The organism is Diplocloster hominis (assembly GCF_032380655.1).
GTDB classification, from domain to species: Bacteria; Bacillota; Clostridia; order Lachnospirales; family Lachnospiraceae; genus Diplocloster; species Diplocloster hominis.
In genome coordinates this window covers 48,708-68,300 of the sequence record NZ_JAWDIY010000014.1, presented here as the reverse complement: position 1 = coordinate 68,300, position 19,593 = coordinate 48,708, and the positions used below count along the sequence as shown (strand labels likewise).

General features: G+C 47.8%; 17 protein-coding genes. 11 read left to right on the top strand and 6 right to left on the bottom strand.

The features are described 5' to 3' along the window. The first annotated feature begins 10 nt into the window (after nt 1–10). From ABC831_RS14135 to ABC831_RS14115, 5 genes are all read left to right on the top strand, one after another. Complete coding sequence (locus ABC831_RS14135; RefSeq protein WP_343248750.1) at nt 11–874, top strand: carbohydrate ABC transporter permease; 864 nt, start codon at nt 11–13, stop codon at nt 872–874. After that, entirely contained in the window at nt 874–1,701 is an 828-nt protein-coding gene (locus ABC831_RS14130) for a carbohydrate ABC transporter permease (protein WP_343248749.1), read from the top strand. Before ABC831_RS14135 ends, ABC831_RS14130 begins: the two co-directional genes overlap by 1 nt. A gap of 98 nt (nt 1,702–1,799) precedes the next feature. After that, nucleotides 1,800–2,891: a glycoside hydrolase family 172 protein gene (locus ABC831_RS14125; RefSeq protein ID WP_343248748.1), complete on the top strand. Its 1,092-nt coding sequence runs from the start codon at nt 1,800–1,802 to the stop codon at nt 2,889–2,891. A 4-nt stretch (nt 2,892–2,895) separates the two neighbouring features. Then, the gene (locus ABC831_RS14120; RefSeq protein WP_343248747.1) at nt 2,896–4,674 is read left to right on the top strand and encodes a cache domain-containing sensor histidine kinase; all 1,779 of its coding nucleotides are present in this window, start codon (nt 2,896–2,898) and stop codon (nt 4,672–4,674) included. Further along, nucleotides 4,649–5,836: a response regulator transcription factor gene (locus ABC831_RS14115; protein ID WP_343248746.1), complete on the top strand. Its 1,188-nt coding sequence runs from the start codon at nt 4,649–4,651 to the stop codon at nt 5,834–5,836. The genes ABC831_RS14120 and ABC831_RS14115 overlap by 26 nt, the downstream gene beginning before the upstream one ends. Before the next feature lie 792 nt (nt 5,837–6,628). Here ABC831_RS14115 and ABC831_RS14110 read toward each other — a convergent pair. Then, a complete protein-coding gene (locus ABC831_RS14110) occupies nt 6,629–7,543 on the bottom strand; it encodes a prepilin-type N-terminal cleavage/methylation domain-containing protein (RefSeq protein WP_343248745.1) in 915 nt (304 codons plus the stop codon). 174 nt (nt 7,544–7,717) lie between these two features. On the opposite strand from ABC831_RS14110, the gene ABC831_RS14105 reads away from it, so the two are divergent. The 3 genes from ABC831_RS14105 to ABC831_RS14095 all read left to right on the top strand — a co-directional run bounded on the left by ABC831_RS14105 (nt 7,718) and on the right by ABC831_RS14095 (nt 10,689). After that, nucleotides 7,718–8,137, top strand: coding sequence for a putative ABC transporter permease (locus tag ABC831_RS14105; protein WP_343248744.1), 420 nt, complete (start codon nt 7,718–7,720; stop codon nt 8,135–8,137). Between the two features lie 92 nt (nt 8,138–8,229). Beyond that, nucleotides 8,230–9,270: a threonine aldolase family protein gene (locus ABC831_RS14100; RefSeq protein WP_343248743.1), complete on the top strand. Its 1,041-nt coding sequence runs from the start codon at nt 8,230–8,232 to the stop codon at nt 9,268–9,270. Between the two features lie 102 nt (nt 9,271–9,372). Then, nucleotides 9,373–10,689 (top strand): FAD-dependent oxidoreductase, encoded by a 1,317-nt coding sequence (locus ABC831_RS14095; protein WP_343248826.1) that lies wholly within the window; start codon nt 9,373–9,375, stop codon nt 10,687–10,689. Between the two features lie 266 nt (nt 10,690–10,955). Here the strand turns inward: ABC831_RS14095 and rhaM are convergent, their stop codons facing one another. From rhaM to ABC831_RS14075, 4 genes are all read right to left on the bottom strand, one after another. Beyond that, on the bottom strand, nt 10,956–11,270 hold the full coding sequence (gene rhaM, locus ABC831_RS14090) for an L-rhamnose mutarotase (RefSeq protein WP_343248742.1): 315 nt from the start codon (nt 11,268–11,270) through the stop codon (nt 10,956–10,958). A 96-nt stretch (nt 11,271–11,366) separates the two neighbouring features. Further along, nucleotides 11,367–13,622: a CotH kinase family protein gene (locus ABC831_RS14085; RefSeq protein ID WP_343248741.1), complete on the bottom strand. Its 2,256-nt coding sequence runs from the start codon at nt 13,620–13,622 to the stop codon at nt 11,367–11,369. Between the two features lie 7 nt (nt 13,623–13,629). Beyond that, on the bottom strand, nt 13,630–14,304 hold the full coding sequence (locus ABC831_RS14080; protein WP_343248740.1) for a DUF4956 domain-containing protein: 675 nt from the start codon (nt 14,302–14,304) through the stop codon (nt 13,630–13,632). Between the two features lie 12 nt (nt 14,305–14,316). Next, the gene (locus ABC831_RS14075; protein WP_343248739.1) at nt 14,317–15,009 is read right to left on the bottom strand and encodes a polyphosphate polymerase domain-containing protein; all 693 of its coding nucleotides are present in this window, start codon (nt 15,007–15,009) and stop codon (nt 14,317–14,319) included. 1,240 nt (nt 15,010–16,249) lie between these two features. Between ABC831_RS14075 and ku the strand changes: the two genes are divergently transcribed. Together ku and ABC831_RS14065 are read left to right on the top strand one after the other, a co-directional pair. Then, nucleotides 16,250–17,062: a non-homologous end joining protein Ku gene (gene ku / locus ABC831_RS14070; RefSeq protein WP_343248738.1), complete on the top strand. Its 813-nt coding sequence runs from the start codon at nt 16,250–16,252 to the stop codon at nt 17,060–17,062. Continuing rightward, nucleotides 17,059–18,012: an ATP-dependent DNA ligase gene (locus tag ABC831_RS14065; protein ID WP_343248737.1), complete on the top strand. Its 954-nt coding sequence runs from the start codon at nt 17,059–17,061 to the stop codon at nt 18,010–18,012. Before ku ends, ABC831_RS14065 begins: the two co-directional genes overlap by 4 nt. Nucleotides 18,013–18,055: 43 nt before the next feature. Here ABC831_RS14065 and ABC831_RS14060 read toward each other — a convergent pair whose 3' ends face one another. After that, nucleotides 18,056–18,580, bottom strand: coding sequence for a sporulation initiation factor Spo0A C-terminal domain-containing protein (locus ABC831_RS14060; RefSeq protein ID WP_343248736.1), 525 nt, complete (start codon nt 18,578–18,580; stop codon nt 18,056–18,058). Nucleotides 18,581–18,819: 239 nt separating this feature from the next. On the opposite strand from ABC831_RS14060, the gene ABC831_RS14055 reads away from it, so the two are divergent. After that, the gene (locus tag ABC831_RS14055; protein WP_343248735.1) at nt 18,820–19,551 is read left to right on the top strand and encodes a helix-turn-helix domain-containing protein; all 732 of its coding nucleotides are present in this window, start codon (nt 18,820–18,822) and stop codon (nt 19,549–19,551) included. Nucleotides 19,552–19,593 lie beyond the last annotated feature (42 nt).

Sequence of the window (19,593 nt, the reverse complement as noted above, 5' to 3'; positions counted from 1 at the left end):
AAGGGCCTGTATGAAAAACTGGAAAACGAAACTATCTGACTTTTTGTTTTTGCTGCCGGGCAGTCTGATCTATCTGATCTTTATGGTGGTACCGATCGTAGTCTGTTTTTATTACAGTTTTACGAACTGGGACGGGATCAGCCCCACCTATAAGTTTATCGGGTTGAAGAACTTTGTGAATCTGATGACGGACCAGGCATTCTGGGATTCGGTGAAAACTACGCTGATCCTGACCGCGTTCAATGTGATCTTTGTCAATGTATTCGGGGTACTGATCGCGGTCTGGATGGATAAAAAAGAGAAAACTTACAATCTGTGTAAAGCGGTTATCTTTATTCCCTGTGTGCTGAGCAGTGTGGTGGTGTCCTTTATCTGGTCCTATATGACACAGGGCAACGGAGGCGTGATCAATGCGGTCATCGGTTTTTTCGGAGGCGCCAATGTAGATTTCTTCGCCTCCCCGTTTATCACGACGCTGACGGTTACTATGGCGATCTCCTGGGCCGGCCTGGGCTTTTATGTGACGGTTTACGATGCCTCGCTGAAGACGATTCCCCAGGATTTGTATGAGGCGGCCCAGGTGGACGGCGCGTCCGCTTTTCACAAATTTTTCCGCATCACATTACCGCTGCTGGTTCCGGGCCTTACGATATCCATTATCTTTTCCGTGATAAACGCGCTTCGCCAGTATGATTTTGTAAAGATCATGACACCGCAGACCATCGAGACGATCGCGGTCAATGCGGTATCCAGAATGACCGACTATAATATGCTGGGATATTCCTCAGCCATCGTTCTGGTCCTGTTCCTGTTCATTGCGGTGGTGACGGCAGTCCAGTACCTGATTCTGAAAAAGATGGAGGTGGATTATTGATGAAGAGGAGAAAGAAAGTCTCCGTCATTTCCAGAATCGCAGCCGTGGCGCTCACAGTTATCTTTGCGCTGCCCTTGTATATCGCGGTGGTAAACGCATTTAAACCCTATGAAGACATTATCATGAAACCGCTGGCCCCGCCTGCCTCCTTTACCCTGCAGAATTTTGTCACTGCCTGGAACAGCGCGGGAATCCCCAGACTCTATCTGAACAGTATCCTGATCACCGGATGCTCGCTGGTGCTGTTGATTCTGGTGGCATCCATGGCCGCTTATATTGTGGCCCGGAATAAGACCAGGTTCTACAACGGCATCTATGTATTCTTCCTGATGGGGCTGATGATACCGGTCCAGATGATCCTGATACCCAGTATCAAGACGTTATCTTTTTTTCATCTGCTCCGGACGATGCCGGGAATGATCCTGTTTAACTGCGCGGTCTATTTCAGCGTGTCCTTCTTCCTCTATGTGGAATTCTTCAAGACGCTGCCCACATCCCTGGAAGAGTCCGCGAAGATCGACGGAGCCAGCCGGTTTGTGATCTTCCGCTCGATTTTGCTGCCGCTGTTAAAGCCATGTACCTCCACCGTGATTATTTTTTCCGGTATGTGGATCTGGAATGATTTTCTGCCGCCGCTGTATATCCTGGATGCCAGGACCGGCAGTACGATTACCACGGGTATCTACCGGGCGATCGGACAGTATACGACGAACTGGGATATCGTCTTTGGCGCGGTCATGTGGGCCTCGGTACCGATCGTGATACTGTATCTGTGTATGCAAAAGCAGTTCCGCCACGGCATGGTGGCGGGAGCCATCAAGGGATGATAAGGGACAGAAATCATTACAAGCCGGGACGGTTATAAGAGAGTATGCCGACAACAATTATAAGAAAATAAGAATAAAATTACATGAGGAGCTGGCAGATGGACGACAGATCAGATATGATGTTATTGGATGACGCGGTGAGCTATAGTATCTCACCGGAGAATCCAAAAGGGGAAAAGGGAAAGGGCGCTCTGGCAGCCGAAGGCTTCGGCGCCGGTGCTGCCCGGGAACTGGGAAAAGGGTGGAAGATCCATCCGTGTGAACTGATCAAACCCGGGGAGACGCTTACGCTTGCAGATATAGACGGCAACGGTATGATCGAGAGTATGTGGTTCGGCGGTGTGGTTGATAAAAATTACATCCTGAGAATCTACTGGGACGAATCGGCAGAGCCTTCCGTGGAATGCCCCCTGCCGGACTTCTTTGCCTACGGCTGGGCGGAAACGCCGGATGACCAATGGATGAAAGGCCCTTTTTTTACCCTGAATTCTTCCCAGGTGGTAGTGGGACCGATCCGGGGGCTGAACTGCTTCTGGAAGATGCCGTTTCGCAGGCATTGCCGGATGACCATCGAAAACCGGACGGAACGGGATTACATGTGTTTTTATCAGATTAATTATATCCGGACCAGCCTGCCGGAGAACATCGGATATTTCCACGCCCAGTACCGGCAGTCCAAACCGCTGCGCCAGGGAGAGGTGCATACGGTCCTTAATGGGGTGCGGGGAAAGGGAAAATATGTGGGACTGGCCATGAGCATCGGTTTAAACGGGGACGGACGCTGGTGGGGCGAAGGGGAATTGAAGATTTATCTGGACAATGATCAGGATGCCCCTTCCATCGTTTACACCGGCACGGAAGATTACTTTGGCGGGTCCTTTAACTTCGAAGTGGACGGGGCGTATACTACATACAGCACGCCGTATCTTGGGATGCATTATTACCGGAAGCCGGACGGGCTGTACAATATCCAGCCCAGGTTTTCCATGTACCGCTGGCATGTGCAGGACGCAATCCGCTTCCAGTCGGATATCAGGATCGAGATACAGGATCTGGGATGGACCAGGAAGGATCTCTACCTGGCCAGAAGAGACGACCTGTTTACGGTGTGTTACTGGTATCAGGCTTTGGGAGGGACCAGCTTTCCCAAACTGCCGGACAGCAGGGAGCTTCGAATTGTGAGTGAATAAGCGGATGAAAAAAAACAGATTTGTCAGCAATATGCTGGTGATGTATTCGCTGATTATCGTATTGGGTCTGGGGGCCTCATCCTGGTTTATCGCCAACACGATGGCGGAACAGATGATCAGGACCCAGACAAATTACGAGGCGGAGCTGATGGATAAGATGAAAGTGGATATCAACGGGCGGCTCCAGTCCATCGGCAATATTTTTACCAACCTTTATCTGAAAGAATATGATTATCAGAATATAACGGATGTGCTGCGGGAGGAACAGGATGATTATCAGCGGGAGCTGTTCATCAACCAGTTCCTGCGGGCATCCAGCAATGGCAACCAGTTCGTCAAAGAGATCATCCTGGTGGATTATCAGAGGAATAAGACGTATCTGATTGCCAAAAGCCTGTTTCAGGACTGGAACAAGGAGGTGGATTTCCTTCATTCGGATTTTCTGAAGGAAGTGAAGAAATATGAGAATGAGATTGTTATGACTCCTGTGTACCGGTCCGATTATTTAAAAGAACAGGATGACGTTATCAGTGTCTATATGAATATCGTGGATATCTATAACATGCAGAAGAGCCCGAAATGCGGAGCCGTGATTATCAATATCGATCCGAAAGCGTTTTTTGAAATCTACGACAGCCAGGGAGAACAGCAGATCGGGACCACCTATATCGTCGATCCCGAAGGTGTCATATATTACCGGACCGGGGATGAGAGTTTAGATTATCTGCTGAAGCAGACGAAAGCGCCGTCCCGGGAGGAACAGGACCAGTTCGTGGTGAAAAAGGCGGACCTGGTCTCGTGGAGCCGGCTGTCCTATATCCATATCATAGACAAAAGCGTGTTATACCGGGAGGTCTACCGGCTGACCCTGCAGCAGGTGCTGCCGGTGCTGGTGATCTGTCTGCTGCTGTGTCTGGCAGCGGGAGTCCTGATCGCCTGCCTGTTAGGCAGCCGGATCACGCGGATCGTCAGACATATCCGGAAGATTCAGAAGGGCAGGCTGGATGAGCGGCTGGAGGTTACGAGGGACGATGAGATCGCTGTGCTGGAAAATGGATTGAACGACATGAGCCGGAAATTGGAAGAATACATCGATACGATCTATGTAAAAGACATCAAGATGAAAAAAGCGGAGCTGCGGGCGCTGCAGATCCAGATCAATCCGCACTTTATGTTCAATACCCTGGAATCCATCCGGGCGATGGCAATATCCGGAGACGATCCGAAAACCGCGCAGATGCTGACGATTCTGGGTAATATGTTCCGCTGGAATTTAAGACATCCGGATATCGTGCTGATCGAGGATGAGCTTCAGTATGTGGATTATTACATGCAGCTGCAGGAACTGCGCTTTGGTGAAAGACTGGAATATGAAGAGCTCCTGGATCTGGAACAAAAAGAGCTTCGGGTTCCCAAGCTGACCCTGCAGCCGATTATCGAAAACTGTATGAACCATGCGTTTAACCAGGAGATGGAGGTGTGCAGAATCCGGATTCATGGGAAAAGTGAGGCCAACGGGGTCTGCATTTTCATCGAGGACAACGGAATCGGCATGGACGCGGCTGCCCTTAAGCTTCTGCAGCAAAAAATTGAGACGGATTCGGAAGAAGAGAATCTCTACCATATCGGAATCAAAAATGTAAATGAACGGATGAAATTACTGCTGGGCAGCAGCTATGGGCTGAGGGTATCAGGAAGCTCTCTGGGGGGAACCTGCGTGGCATTATATTTACCGGCGGGGAGACAGGAGGAAGAGGATGTACAGAGTAATGATCGTGGATGACGAGCCCCTGGTACGTCAGGGGATCATCCGTTCGGTAAACTGGGATAATCACGGGGTGGAACAGATCGAAGAGGCAAGTGACGGGCAGCAGGCGCTTGAAAAATACCGGGAGACCAGGGTGGATATTCTCATTACCGATATCAAGATGCCGCGGATGAATGGCCTGGAACTGATCAGGGAGCTCAGAGGAGAGAGCACTCAGCCTATTATCATCGTCCTGAGCGGATACAGCGATTTTGCATATCTCCAGGAAGCGATCCGGATGGAGGTGACGGATTACCTGTTAAAACCGCTGGACCCGGAGGAATTACATGAAGTGATCGGCACGGCCGTGTCCAGAATCCGCATGAAGCGCCGTGGGGACGCACTGGCCCGGGCTGGTAAGAATCTGCTGCGGGAGAATACCTTTCTGCGGCTCATCGAGGGAAATATCGGCAACAATGAGTTGAAAGACAAATTAAAAAATCTTAATATCCAGATTAACAAGGGTACCTACAGGATCAGTGTGTTAAAGATCCTGTCCGGAGAAGAGGCAGATAAAAAAGAAGTCTCATTAATGATATACGCGGCTGCAAATGTCTGCGACGAGCTGATGAAGGAGCGGCAGTACGGTCTGTCGTTTTCCTGTATGGAAAATTATGTGATCCTGCTGTATGACCGTCGTCAGACCCTGGCGCAGATTCAGGCCTTTGAGGAGGAAGTCCGCGGGACGCTGGCACGGCTTCTTAAGGTAAAGGTTAGATCCGGTATGGGGGTGGAAGTGGAAGAACTCGAAGAGGTAGCCTGTTCCTTCCAGGAGGCGAAAAAAAGCCTGGAAGAACAAAGCGGGGGTGCTCCGGTAAAAGAATACAGTAAACTGGTCAGTGATCTGCTGCAGTATCTGGGAGAACATTACCGGGACAATCTGTCTCTAAAAGAAATCGCGGCTGCATTCTATGTAAATCCCTCCTATCTGGGCTATATTTTCAAAAAAGAATACGGGGAATCCTTTATCGACTGTGTCAACAGGCACAAGGTGGAATATGCGAAAGAACAGCTTTTGACCACCAATCTGAAGATCTATGAAATCGCGGAGAACGTCGGATTCACGGATACCAGGTATTTTGTCAAAATATTTAAAAAATATATGGGGGTAAATCCATCCAAAATCAGAAGAACCTGAATAAGTTTTAATTTCATAGGAGCACTTTCCTATGAAATTATAAAAAGTGCCGGCGGGAAGCTGCCGGCACTTTTCGTGGTAATCAATGGCGGGAACATTGATTGAGCCAATAGACAAGAGGAATACCAAATTTAGTTAAGACGATAAGTAATGTGAAAGAAACAAGCAAGGTTTCTAACATTTTAACCGCCTCCTTATAATTCTATTATATACAAAATTTGCTGATTTGCACGCTAAGATATCGTTAAGAATATTTAATCAATTTTGGGTTGGGAAACTGGAAAAAAGAGGGGGTGACGGCATCTTTTCAGATGCCGCCTTATATGAAAAAGAAAGTGTTAGGATGAAAAAGCTATTTGCTTTTGCAATTCATAATATACGCTCCATTTGTGTAGAATGTGTGTTCAACGTGTCAAGAGTCTGTGAAAATTTTTTAACCATAAATTAATTTGAAACAGTTAAATATTACTATTTAAAAGACTCATATTATTGGACGGAACAGATAAGATATGATATAAGGACCAGCGAATCCGTTGTTCGTTATTCCTTTTCTTAACGAAAGATGAAAATCATGGAGAAGGAGGAAAGGCTATGGGCTATATACTCTGTTTGATTGGCGGGGCTTGTCTCGGAGTAATCACAATGTCTCTTATGGTTGCAGCGGGAGATGAGGATGAAAAAAGGGAAATGTGAAAAAGACAAAAGGATGCAGTGAAGCGGACGAAAGAATAAGCCATGATAACCTCAGAAAAGGAAATCATGGCTTAAAGATTCCTTATGGAATTCAAAAATTTACGGCTCATATTTGACCCAGGCACCCTGATTCGGAGCGATATCATCTGTGTTCAGGGTTTTGCTGGACAAGGCATTATCGATCAGCCGCTGGGCATTATCCATGGTCACGGCGCTCTGGTTTATCTCGAGATTTCCCTTATAATCCTTGCGGACATAATAATAAAAATTATTTCCGTCATAGAATACAGGCGTATTCTGGTTCTTATGCGTGACAGGGTCCGAAGGCGTAAACAGCAGGACCGTATCGGTTCCACGGATCAATACCGGCCTCCACTGAAGGGTATTCGGATCTATCTTCAGGGTACATCCAAATTTTTCCGCGAATTCGTTCATCAGCTGGACTTCCGTGTCAGTCAGGGGGGCGTCGCTGTTATCCTTAATAAAGGCGTCCCAGAGCTTGTCGTTATTAATATAATCGTTGGAACCCCACAATGTCTGCGCATCAGACAGATATTTTCCAGCTCCTGAATTTTCCCAGTCAATCGTATATTTGGAATCCTTAGAGGCGTCATAAATTACTTTGATTTTACTGGAAGAAGTGAATTTGAGCACAGAGATGGAACGGGAAGCGCCATCTGCAAAAGTTCCTTCGTTCTGGAAGGACAGGTAATTGATACTGGCCTTCTCAGGCAGTTCGGCCAGTTCGAATATCTCGTCTTTATACTTGGCCAGGAATGCAATCCCGCCGGATACTTCATTGTCTGATCCGTATTTTTCAGAAGCCAGCGTCTGGGTGGAGACGACTGCCCTGCGGCATTCCGCGATGGCCTCTTTTTCCTTTGCCTTGTCGATATAACCCACCAGTGTGGGTACCAGAAGAGCGATAAGGATGACAATGATCACCAGAACCACAATCATTTCCGTTAAAGTAAAGCCATTGGTATTTCTTCTGTGTGTTTTTTTGCTATTCATGATAACACCTGATCCTCTATGTATTGGCGTTTTTGAGCGCTATTATTTTTATTATAGTATGGAAATAAATGCAAAGCAACCGAATTCTGTCCTAAATGTCTCAAATTGGTTTTAATTACCGTAATGGTTCTGGAACTGTAGGGAGAAAATGATTAAAAAGGAGGAGAACAGGCAATGTGGAGACAAATTTCAAAGCTGCCGTTTTTGTTCGGCATTGGCGGCGGCGTATATTATCTGATGGAAATTATGTTCCGTGGGTATTCCCATTGGAGTATGGCAGTTCTGGGCGGGATCTGTTTTGTTCTGATCGGCCTTTTGGATACCAAATATTCCCTGCGCTTTCCGGTGTGGGCGCAGATGCTGGCCTCGGCCGGTATCATAACGACACTGGAATTCATCACCGGCTGGCTGCTGAATATCAAGCTGGGCTTAAATGTCTGGGATTACGGCGCGGTGCCGTTTAACCTGATGGGGCAGATCTGCCTGCCGTTTACCATTCTGTGGTTCTTTTTATCTTTCGTGGGAATTGTTCTGGATGATTACCTGAGATACTGGTTCTTCCGGGAGGCGAAGCCTCATTACCGCTGGTTTTAGTTGATCTGCGGGGGTCATAATTTTTCCGGTGGTGGGAATTCGTCTCCTGTTGTATAATGGGAGTACGAAAAAGCGCACGTATGGAGGAAAGAATGATCTATTTTCAAAGTGATTATGTAGAGGGATGCCATCCCAAAATACTGGAAAAAATGGCGGAAACCAATTGGGAGCAGACCCCGGGTTACGGAAACGACCCCTATTGCGGGAGCGCCAGGGAGAAAATCCGAAAAGCCTGCGGCAGGGAAGATGTGGATGTACATTTTCTGGTGGGAGGAACGCAGACGAATGCAACTGTGATCGCATCTGTTTTAAAAGCCCATCAGGGGGTGATCAGCGCCGACACCGGTCATATCGCATGCCATGAGACAGGGGCTGTCGAGGCAGCCGGACACAAGGTGCTGACCCTGCCATCCGCAGACGGCACCATCACCGGTGCTCAGGTGGCGGCATACTGTGAGGCCCATGCTGCCAGCACCAGCAGGGAACATATGGTACAGCCCGGCATGGTATATATCTCATTTCCCACGGAGAGCGGAACGCTGTATTCGAAGGAACAACTGACGAGCCTATATGCCGCCTGCCGTGAGCATGGGCTGCCCCTGTATCTGGACGGCGCGCGGCTTGGTTACGGACTGGCCAGTGGCAGGAACGACCTTGCCCTTGCGGATATCGCCCGGCTTTGCGATGTATTCTATATCGGCGGCACAAAATGCGGAGCTCTGTTCGGGGAGGCGGTCGTGATCGCCAGGGAGGAACTGAAGAAAGATTTCCGGTACATCATCAAACAGCATGGAGGTATGCTGGCAAAAGGACGCTTGCTGGGTATCCAGTTTGACGTCCTGTTTGAGGATGGTCTGTACTACCAGATCTGTAAAAACGCAGTGGACGCAGCTCTTACAATCCGCCGGGCGCTGGAAGAAAAAGGGGTGCCGCTCTATGTAAGCTCCTGGACAAATCAGCAGTTCCCGATCCTCAGTCAGGCTCAGATGCGGTATTTTTCCGAAAGGGCGGCCTATGAAATATGGGAGCCCATCGATGAGAACAATACAGCGGTGCGTTTCTGTACCAGCTGGGCTACAACCAGGGAAAATGTACAGTCTTTGGTGGAGCTGATCCGGAATATGCCTTCTTAAATCTTAAGTCATGAATATACATAACAATTATAGAGGAATAAATATTAGCCGTCTTTCTTTCATATAATAGTTCTAAAGGCTACTTCCGGATAAGAAAAAGGGATCCGGATCTGGGATAACGATGAGAGGAGCAGACAAAAAAATATGAAAAGAGTGGTTATCGCCGGGGGAGGCTGGTCCGGCTGTGCGGCTGCGGTGGAAGCAGCCAAGCTGGGTGCGTCCGTTACCTTGCTGGAGCGAACGGATATGCTGTTAGGCACCGGTCTCGCAGGCGGAATTATGCGCAATAACGGCCGATTTACCGCCACAGAAGAGCTGATCGCCCTGGGGGCAGGGGAGCTGTTCCAGGTGATTGATCAGAACATCAGGCATAGAAACATCAGATTCCCTGGACATGAGCACGCGGACCTGTACGATATCGGCAGGATCGAGGGCGCTGTGAGGCGTTATATCGAAGAACAAGACATCCGGTTGGTCTTTCAGGCCCGCATATCACAGATCGAAATGGAAAACGGACGGATCATAACTGCCACGGATGATAAAAACAGGACCTATGAGGGGGACGTGTTCATCGACGCAACCGGTACAGCAGGCCCCATGAACTGCTGCACTAAATACGGAAATGGCTGCGCGATGTGTGTGCTGCGCTGTCCAAGTTTCGGAGGAAGAGTATCCCTGACCGGGCTGACCGGCATAGAAGAGTATACAGGCAGGAAAAAAGATGGTTCCATCGGCGCCATGAGCGGTTCCTGCAAGCTCTTAAAAGAATCCCTCTCCCCCGGGATCAGCCGTAAGCTGGATGAGGAAGGCGTCTGTATCATTCCCGTTCCCAGAGACCTGATCGATGATCACCTGGATTTGAAATGCTGTCAGCAATATGCGTTACCGGAATTCCGGGACAATATCATCCTGCTGGATACCGGGCATGCGAAACTCATGACACCTTATTATCCATTAGAGAAGCTGCATCAGATTCCGGGATTTCAAAATGCCCGGTACGAGGATCCCTATGCCGGCGGGAAGGGGAACTCCATGCGGTACTTTGCCATGGCCCCCAGGGAAAATACCCTGAAAGTATCAGATACTGAAAACCTGTTTTGCGCTGGGGAGAAGGCGGGACTTCTGGTGGGCCATACCGAGGCGGTCGTTACAGGAGCTCTGGCCGGGTATAACAGTGTGAGATACGCGTCAGGGCTTGCGTTATTAGAACTCCCCCGCAGCCTGGTGACCGGAGACGCCATAGCATTTGTAAAAGAAGAGATGGCAACCGATGAGGGAATGGGCAGAAAATACACTTTCTCCGGTTCTTATTATTTCAACCGTATGAAAAAACTGGAGCTGTATACAACGGATACCGAAAAGATCCGCCGCAGAGTAAACAATGCGGGGCTGACCGGGATATTCTCAACTTTATCATAAATAGAATCCATTGCTTTAGAAAACATAACTTCTAAATGGATATAAAGGATGGATATAAAGGGAATCGGGAAATAAACAACGGCGGGAAACAAAGAGAACCGGAAATAAATAGAAGCAAAAATGTACCATGTTCGTGTTACAGTTTTTAGTTGGCGTAACACGAACATGGTACATTTAGAAACACCTAATCATTGTTTCAATCCACGCTCGGTAATTTCACAGAATACGACTTAAAAAATGATCCTCAGCAAGAACAATTACTCCGCTTAATCCAAATGAAAGACATTTTTAAGATCCACCGATACCGGGCTGTTATCCGGATTTGTTTCCATAACCGGAGCCATGAAATCCCACCATTTACGGTTAATAGCGGTATCGGCTCCCTTAGCCCATTTCTCCTCATCCTCGATCTCGATGTAACCAAACAGGATATTTGTCTCCTTGTCCCAGAAAATCGTATAATTCCGGCCGCCATGCTCATGGATCATATCCTTCATCTCCGGCCACAGTTCATTGTGGCGTTTCTCATATTCTTCGGCCATCCCCTCATACAGTTTCATCTTAAATCCCTTGATGATCATCTCAGCATCCTCCTCGTTGTTTTCATGTATATCACACTAATCTGTAAAGATCTGTCCGCCATTATTATAACAAAGAACGAACCAATGGGAAACCATTTATTCATCCGCCGCTGCAAAAAACTTCCAGGTATTCCCATACAGATATCGCCCATAACTCTCATCCGCCGCCATCTTCGGAATAGAAACCTGATCCAGGATCGTTCCATCGGCATCGGATAGGGTCAGCACCTCACCTTTTTTCAAATTAAAGTTCACCAGATAATGATTCAACACAGGACTGGTCTTACCGTAAAGCCTCAGGGTTTCCCCAGGCTCCAGCTCTGTCTCCGGACAGCGGTACTTCAAAAAATCACTGCGGTCATCGGAAAGATAAAAATCCCTGAGCTGTATCGTATTCGTATATGGGTTATAAAGTTCAATCCAGTCATCCACGCTGGCAGCGGATACATTGCTGATCACCGGTCCTTCTCCGCTTACCCGGCGGGTGACCAGACGAACCTGATTATCCCCTTCCAGGATCATATCAGGGGAAATGACAAGATCCCTGGCCGTGACGGTCTGTTGGTTCACTTCCCAGTGATCAAATTCGTAACCCGGATAAGTCTCGCAAGTCACCGTAAGAGGATGGCTTTGGAAAAAGTATCCGTTCCACTCCGGATCTTCAGGCGTCAGCCGGACGGCCCCAAAGGTCAGATCCGCTCCCTCAGAAGGAGCTATCGTCACGGTGTAGAGGTCTTCCACTTCGAACAGCGTGTCGAGCCAGTCGGATACCTCCTCGTTTCGGATCTCGGCATAATGCTTCAGACGGGCTACTTCGGAATCCCAGTTTCCGGCGACCTTACGTATCTCGGCGTCCGGGCTTTCCTTTTCCATATACCCGATCTCCGCAGCGATCTCTTGACTATAACGGTCGATCAACTCCAACAGATGCTCCGGATCCAGGATATTGCTCATAAGAGAAGTGATGATGTTGACAAAACGGGTTTCATAATCCGGATACTTTAATACGTTGGACAGGGCATTGTTGTCATTTTCCGGGTACACCAGCATCTCCCCAAAGAGTTCCTGGGCCCGGTCAGGGGTATCATAAAGGTTGTACATATAATCCGTGTCGAAGAGGAGAAACCGGACCCGGTTGTCGGCGCCCTCTTTGTTAATCCGGTAAGCAGCATAATTTTTCTGCGGCCAGTCAAAGTTATTTACCATGAGCTGGAAGGCGTAATAAGTCAGAAAATTATCCATATCCACCAGTTCTTCCAGGTGTTCCCGGTTCGAAGCCACGTTCAGATCGGAATACAGATATTCCGCATAACCGGCGGCTTCGGCACATTCCCGCTCGGAGCTCTCGAATTTCTCCACCTCATACTTTTCCACATGCAGCTGCTGGGCCAGATTATAGGAAGAATAGGAATCCTGCATCTGCAGCAGACCGTAATATTCGCCGTTTAAGTATACGGTCACGGGTCTGGCGGACATCACCGGAGCCATTCCGATTTCCTTGGCCAGTGAACTGGCCAGATTCCACCGAATCAGAGTAGAGTACAGATCATTGCCGCTGTTTCGAAGGACCAGATGGTTAAACTTACGGCCGGAGGATTGCATGGATACAGATTCTTCCGAAGCAAAAAAGGGATATTCGAACTTGGGATTCTCTTTGTCATAGATTTCGTTGGCATCCAGCTTTAAGGATTTGGGAAAATAATTTGCACTATATCCCCCCGAAATTCCCAGACCGATCTTTTGATCAATGATTTTGTTTCCGGTTTCGTCGAACATTTCCACGTTGGCGTCGCGTATCCATTCGTCGCCTCTTTGGTCAAAGTTCTTAAAGCCGTACTCCGTATTCGGGCCCTCCATCATGATGCCTGTGACCGGATCATAGAGATTTTCCGGATCCGTGGTAATGGAGGCGATGAAAGTCGTGTAGCGCTGGTCCGCGTTTTTGCCGACGAAATAGGTCTTGGTGACCACATCGCTTAAGGTATTCTTATAACATACCCGGGCCTTTACCGGTACCGCACGAACCGTGTCCCCGGCTTCCAGCAGGAGCGGTTTCTCATATAAGGAGGAATCCAGGTCAGGCGTGCTGCCGTCCAGTGTATAATAAATATCATAGGACGAGCTATAAACCGCATCGGCGGTAAGAGCCAATTCGGTATCTTCGGACAGGAATGTATCGGAAACGCTGAATTCCACACTTCCATTTTTCACATATTCCTGAAGACTGTCGGCGTCCTTTTCCTCCGTCATGGTAAACAAGACCACAGCCAGCACAAAGACCACCAGGGCACCTGTAAACAGCCACCAATTTTTATTTCTGGGATTTGAAAATTTCAGCAGTTTATCCTTCATATACGCATCATCCTATGGTTTCTCCGGTTTGCAGCATCCAGTGGAAACTTTTTACTCCCTCGATGCTATGTAAAACTTCCAGATTCTCCTTGGTAAGAGCACCCTTTACCTTCGTCTCCAATATCATTTCACAGGAGGAATCGGTTTGATTCACCGCTTTCACCCGAACAGAAGTAACCGTCGGTTTCAGGACCGCCTGAATCCGGGCGGCATCCATGGCCTGCTGTGTACCGCGGATGACAAGCAGATAAGAATTCCATTTCCGCACATACAGATGGAAGGCGAATATAACCAGGGCGATGAACAAAACAGATATCAAAGCCAGTTTAAAGTTTCGGGAACCCACACATAGCCCCTCAACGATGGACCAGAAAATAAAAACCGTATCCCTGGGGTCCTTGATCGCAGTCCGGAACCGTACGATGGAGAGCGCGCCCACCATACCCAGGGATATGACAATATTACTGCTGATCATCAGCATGATCACGACAGTGATCAGCAAAATAATCACATTAGAAGAATTGAATTTTGGATTATAGGTTACCCCATTATAGGTAAATCTATAAGTCAGGAAAATAACCGCGGAACAGAGCAGGCCGATGCACAGGATAATCGCGATGTCTCGGGCTGTCAGGGCTGTGCTGTTGGTATAAAACCAAGACAGGATATCTTTTTTAGACATACTTACACTCCTTTAAAAAATATATTCTTGATAGATAGGACGTCCAATTCCATACTTGCTGACAGAAAGCCTGGAAAGGGAATATTTGCGGAAAAGACTTGACAGAAAGGGCGGGAGCTGCTGGTCATATTTTACCTCCAGCACGACCTGTTCCGAGCTGACATAGGTCCAGGGAAGTTCTTTCTGATAGAGATCCAGGTCCATCTCGCTGCTTTTGATTGCGGAATCAAATGTAATCCGGGTGTGAAACAGCGGATACACAAAGGCCCGGCGGTCATACTCAATAATGACCACCGGACGGTACCCCTCACCCATCATCAGAGAATAGAGGCGCAGTGCGGCCTCCTCCTCAAGATCCAGCAGCAGGCCATAATCGCCGTCCATAATACGAACGGCCTGGTCCCTGGACAGCGTCAGGCTGGTCTTGTGCTGATAATGGTCTTCCTTTTCCTTCAGTTCCAATTTAGCGAATGGCTCATTTTCATCATAGATCCTGAGCCGAATTTTCTTCCGATAATACTCACCATAATAACGGGAATTAAAATCCGCGTCATAGACAGTATCAAAGTACAGACTCTTTACCCGATAAACCCCCTCGCTGGAGAATTCATCCGGTTCCAGAACCTGACTGATCTGGTCCTCCAACTGCACGGCCTGTTCCCAGCTCAACAAATACTTCAGTTCATTTCGGTAAACAGATAACACAAAAAAGACTCCTTTAAAAAAATTTATCATCATCTTAGCATAATTACACAAATAGAACAAGCTCTTTCCCCGTAATTATCGTAACAGGATCTGGAAAATTACTTCTAAACTTTATGGCTTGTACTTTGACTAGGGGACGGGCTGAGCGGGAAGGGGCGTGCCTTTGGGAGCCCGGCGGCAAATCTCGCGGGGCCAAATCACTTCGGCCGGACCTAAGAACGGCTAACTCCGAAGGCGGGAGAACCTCTTATTGGCAGGGCCCGGAACAAACTCGCCAAAGGACGGCTCGGACAGTGTTCCAGGCCCTGCGAGGTTCTCCCACCTTCTGCGTAAGCCGTTCTAAGGCCCGGCCTCAAGTGATTTGGCCCCGCGAGATTTGCCGCCGGGCTCCCAAAGGCACGCCCCTTCCCGCTCAGCCCTGCTTTACTAAAAGCTTATTTGCATGTTCTGTTAGGTTGTGGGCGCATACATTTTAGAAACATATATTGTAGGACATATATTATAGAGGGATGTACTTGTCTGTCTGCTGAAAAGGTTTTAGGTGCTCACATTGGAACATGCCATTCGGCCTGCGGCCTTACTATTTTTAGTTTCGGTTTAGGTGATCGATATATTTAATAACATTGTCCGTGAAGGTTTAGTCAAAATGGCCATGCGGCTACCAGTATATATAATTATTTAATGGATTTCCATTCTGCTAAAGCAGATAAGAACCAGTTTTCATCCCACCTTAACTTCTTCACATTTTAACCAAATTAGCAGCAGTCATTCTGCAGTGTATGATCAACAGACGGAGTTCTATATAATATCCGTCACAACCTGACAGAACATGGAATTAAGCCTTTATTAAAGCAGGGCTGAGAGGGAACGGGCGTACCCGGCCGGCACCAGGCGGCAAATCCCGTGGGGCCAAATCACTTGAGACCGGGCCTTAGAACGGCTTACGCAGAGGGCAGGAGAACCTCGCAGGGCCCGGAACACTGTCCGAGCCGTATTTTGGCGAGTTTGTTCCGGGCCCTGCCAATAAGAGGTTCTCCTGCCCTCGGAGTTAGCCGTTCTTAGGTCCGGCCGAAGTGATTTGGCCCCACGGGATTTGCCGCCTGGTGCCGGCCGGGTACGCCCGTTCCCTCTCAGCCCGGCCCCTACCAACCATCCCCAGGTTCCCTGGTAAAAAAAAGTTTTAAAAAGAATCAGAATGCAAAAAGCCGCGTCTGCGCATACTAAGGCCGAGGTGATAAAAATGGCAGCATCCCATAAAGGAGCGATTTCTTTTGGTTTGGTTCACATTCCGGTGGCGCTCCACACGGCAACACAGAATAATGATATCCACTTTAATCAGTTGTGCAGGGAGGACGGTTCCCGGGTTAAGTATAAGAAAGTCTGCGCGAATTGCGGCAAGGAAGTGGCGGCGGACGGAATAATCAAGGGGTTTGAATTTTCTCCGGGACAGTATATCACTATGACCGACGCAGATTTTGAGAAAGCGAAGACGGAAAAGGATAAGACGATTCACATCCTGCATTTTACGGAGATGAGAAATATTCGTCCGATTTATTATGATAAAACTTATCATGCGGTACCGGAGGCAGGAGGCGATAAGGCCTATGAACTGCTGCGTAAGGCTATGCTGGCGGAAGAGAAGGTGGCTATCGCCAAAACCGTGATCGGGCAGACGGAAAAACTCCTGGCGCTGATTCCCACGGATACCGGTATTCTGGTGGAAACGCTCTTTTTTTATGATGAGATTAAGGAAATGCCCAAAGAACCGGAGCATCCGGAATTGAACGATGCGGAACTTACCATGGCAAAAACTCTGGTCAACAGCATGGTGAAGCCCTTTGAACCGGAGCAGTACCAGAATGAATATCAGGTACGGCTGCGGCAGATTATCGAGGATAAGATCGCCGGTAAGGAGATCGTAACTCCTCCGGATGAAAAGCCGGCTAATGTGATCAATCTGATGGATGCGCTGCAGGCCAGTATCCGCCAGGTGGAAGATCAGGATAGCCCTCCGAAAAAGAAGAGGACCAGAAAGAAAGCGGAACCGGCATGAGAGATCTGTTCGAGACGAGAAGCTTAAAGCCCATGCTGATTGGTGCAAGCGCCGATGCATTCGACAGCAGGGATTATATTTATGAGCTGAAAATGGATGGGGAACGGTGTGTGGCTTATCTGGACCCGGACGCCGGATTGACGGAACTCAGAAACAAACGGGATCTGAAAATGCTCCCCAAGGTTCCCGAATTGGCGGAAATGTATAAGCAGGTGCAAAAGAAGTGTATTCTGGACGGGGAACTTATGATGATGGTGAACGGACGCCCGGATTATTCCGCTATCCAACGCCGGAGTCTGATGTCGAATAAGTTTAAAATCGAGCTGGAAGCCAAAAGGTTTCCGGCCAGTTTTGTCGCATTCGATCTGATCTACTATGAAGGGGAAGCAGTCATGGACCGGCCTCTCCTGGAACGCAAAGAATTGCTTGCGCAAAATCTGAAGGAAAATGAGAGAGTAGCGCTGTCCCGTTTTATTGAGGAAAAGGGAGTCGAGTTTTTCCGACTGGCGAAAGAAAACCATCTGGAGGGAATCGTCGCTAAATTAAAGGATAGTATTTATATTCCCGGAAAAAGGACAAAAGACTGGATCAAGATGAAAAACCTGCTGGACGATGACTTTGTGGTCTGCGGCTGGATCGATAAATCAGATCATGTGAGCAGTCTGGTGCTGGGCCAGTTCCTGGACGGAGATTTGATCTATCAGGGACATGTGACACTGGGAGTGTCTGGTCCTGATTTTGCCCGAATACGCCAGATGGAGCGGCTGTCAGAACCACCCCGGGGGATGAAGGTTCCCAAAGGAAATGAGGAAGCCTGCTGGATCGATCCGGAGCTGGTTTGTGTGGTGAAATATATGGAACGGACTGCCAGCGGGGGATTGCGGCAGCCCGTTTTCAAAGGGCTTAGAATGGATAAAAAGCCTGAAGAATGTAAATTGGAAAATAGATGATGAATTGGTAAACCGACGGGAAGGATGTATCGGAAACGGTGTGCTAAAAGTCCGATGGTCGATAGGTTAGTACTGTATGGTCCTTGCGCCTTTTCAAGTATTCGGTAAAAAGGGATATGAATTGACTGTTGGTTAGTCTGTGTCCCGCACTGTCTGGAAATAACTGCCGGTAAAAATCCCGGTCTCCTTTTGTCCAGATCACCTGAATAGCATGGCGGATCGAACGCTCCACACTGGCCTCAGTGGTATGGAAGGTACGGGCCACTTCCGGATAGATCAGTTTCGTAATACTTATCGCGGTATCCGGATAATGCATGGATATTTCGATGGCCTTTCGCAGATAGCCATACCCCTTTAAATTCGGCGACAATCCCAGCTTTCGGATAATGGGGGCAATCTCCAGGGATGATGTGTGTTCTTTTGGAAGAAGAAGCGAATGATCCGGCAGTTCTGCTGAGGTGGTATTCGGAAGTTCCAACACGGTGAGCCGGTCTCCCGATTGGCACAAGACAATGATCTGCAAGGAAGAATCCTCAGGGACAACCAGCTGAATATTTTTGGTTACCATAGCAAAAACTCCTTTCTCGTACGTTCTTCTAAAAGTTTCCTTTATAGGATTTATAGTATCCTTATAGGACTTATAGTATCATTATAGGACTTATAGTATCGATATAGGACTTATAGATTTATTGTAGGAATAGATTTAATTATATGAAAAGTACTATAATGAAGTCAATGACTGCACCTGCTTAAAATTGTCCAAATTTGGAATACAGAAGATGCTTAAGAAAGAGAGAGACTAAGGAAATGGACCATAAAAAATTGAAAGAAATTATGAGAGCCAGAGGTTTTACGCTGGAAATGCTGTCACAGGCCAGTAAGATACCGCTGAGTACGCTGGCTAAAATTGAAAGCGGGATTACGAAAAATCCAGGCTGTCAGGCCATTGAGGCGATTTCAGATGCGCTTCGGTGTTCTATGGATGAGCTGTTTGACAGAGAGATAAGTGTCCCTTATGAACTGGAAGAATATTATTACCGTTATAATAAGCTGCCAAAACACAGACAGGAATACATAAAGTTTTTGATTAATGTGGAATACGACCGCATGATCTATTTGAAAAACAAGGATAAAACTGTGATCGCCTGTTATGAATTCCTGAACTGGCAGGGGGAATTAGCGGAATGCTCCGGCAAGAAATTATATATGATAGAAACGGATTGCAATGCGTTGACAGTGCAGTCGACCTTCTGCGTCTACATGAATACGGATAAGTTTACGCCCTTTTTCTTCCAGGATTCCATTTTGTGTTTCCAGTATATAGACGATTATATTCCCAAACACGGGGAAATCTGGATGTTTTTAAAAGACGGGTATCTCATGATCCGGCGTGTTTATAAAAACAAAAAATTGATATTATTAAAAGCCCTTAACGATGAGGAAGATGATATCGATATCACCAACAATTACAAATTTAAGAGAATCGGCCGTTATATCGGTACGCTGAATCAAAAAGACATTAAATTGCAGAAGCCTTAGAATAGGCTCTGAGAATAGGAGAATAGGAAGCCACGGCTTGTT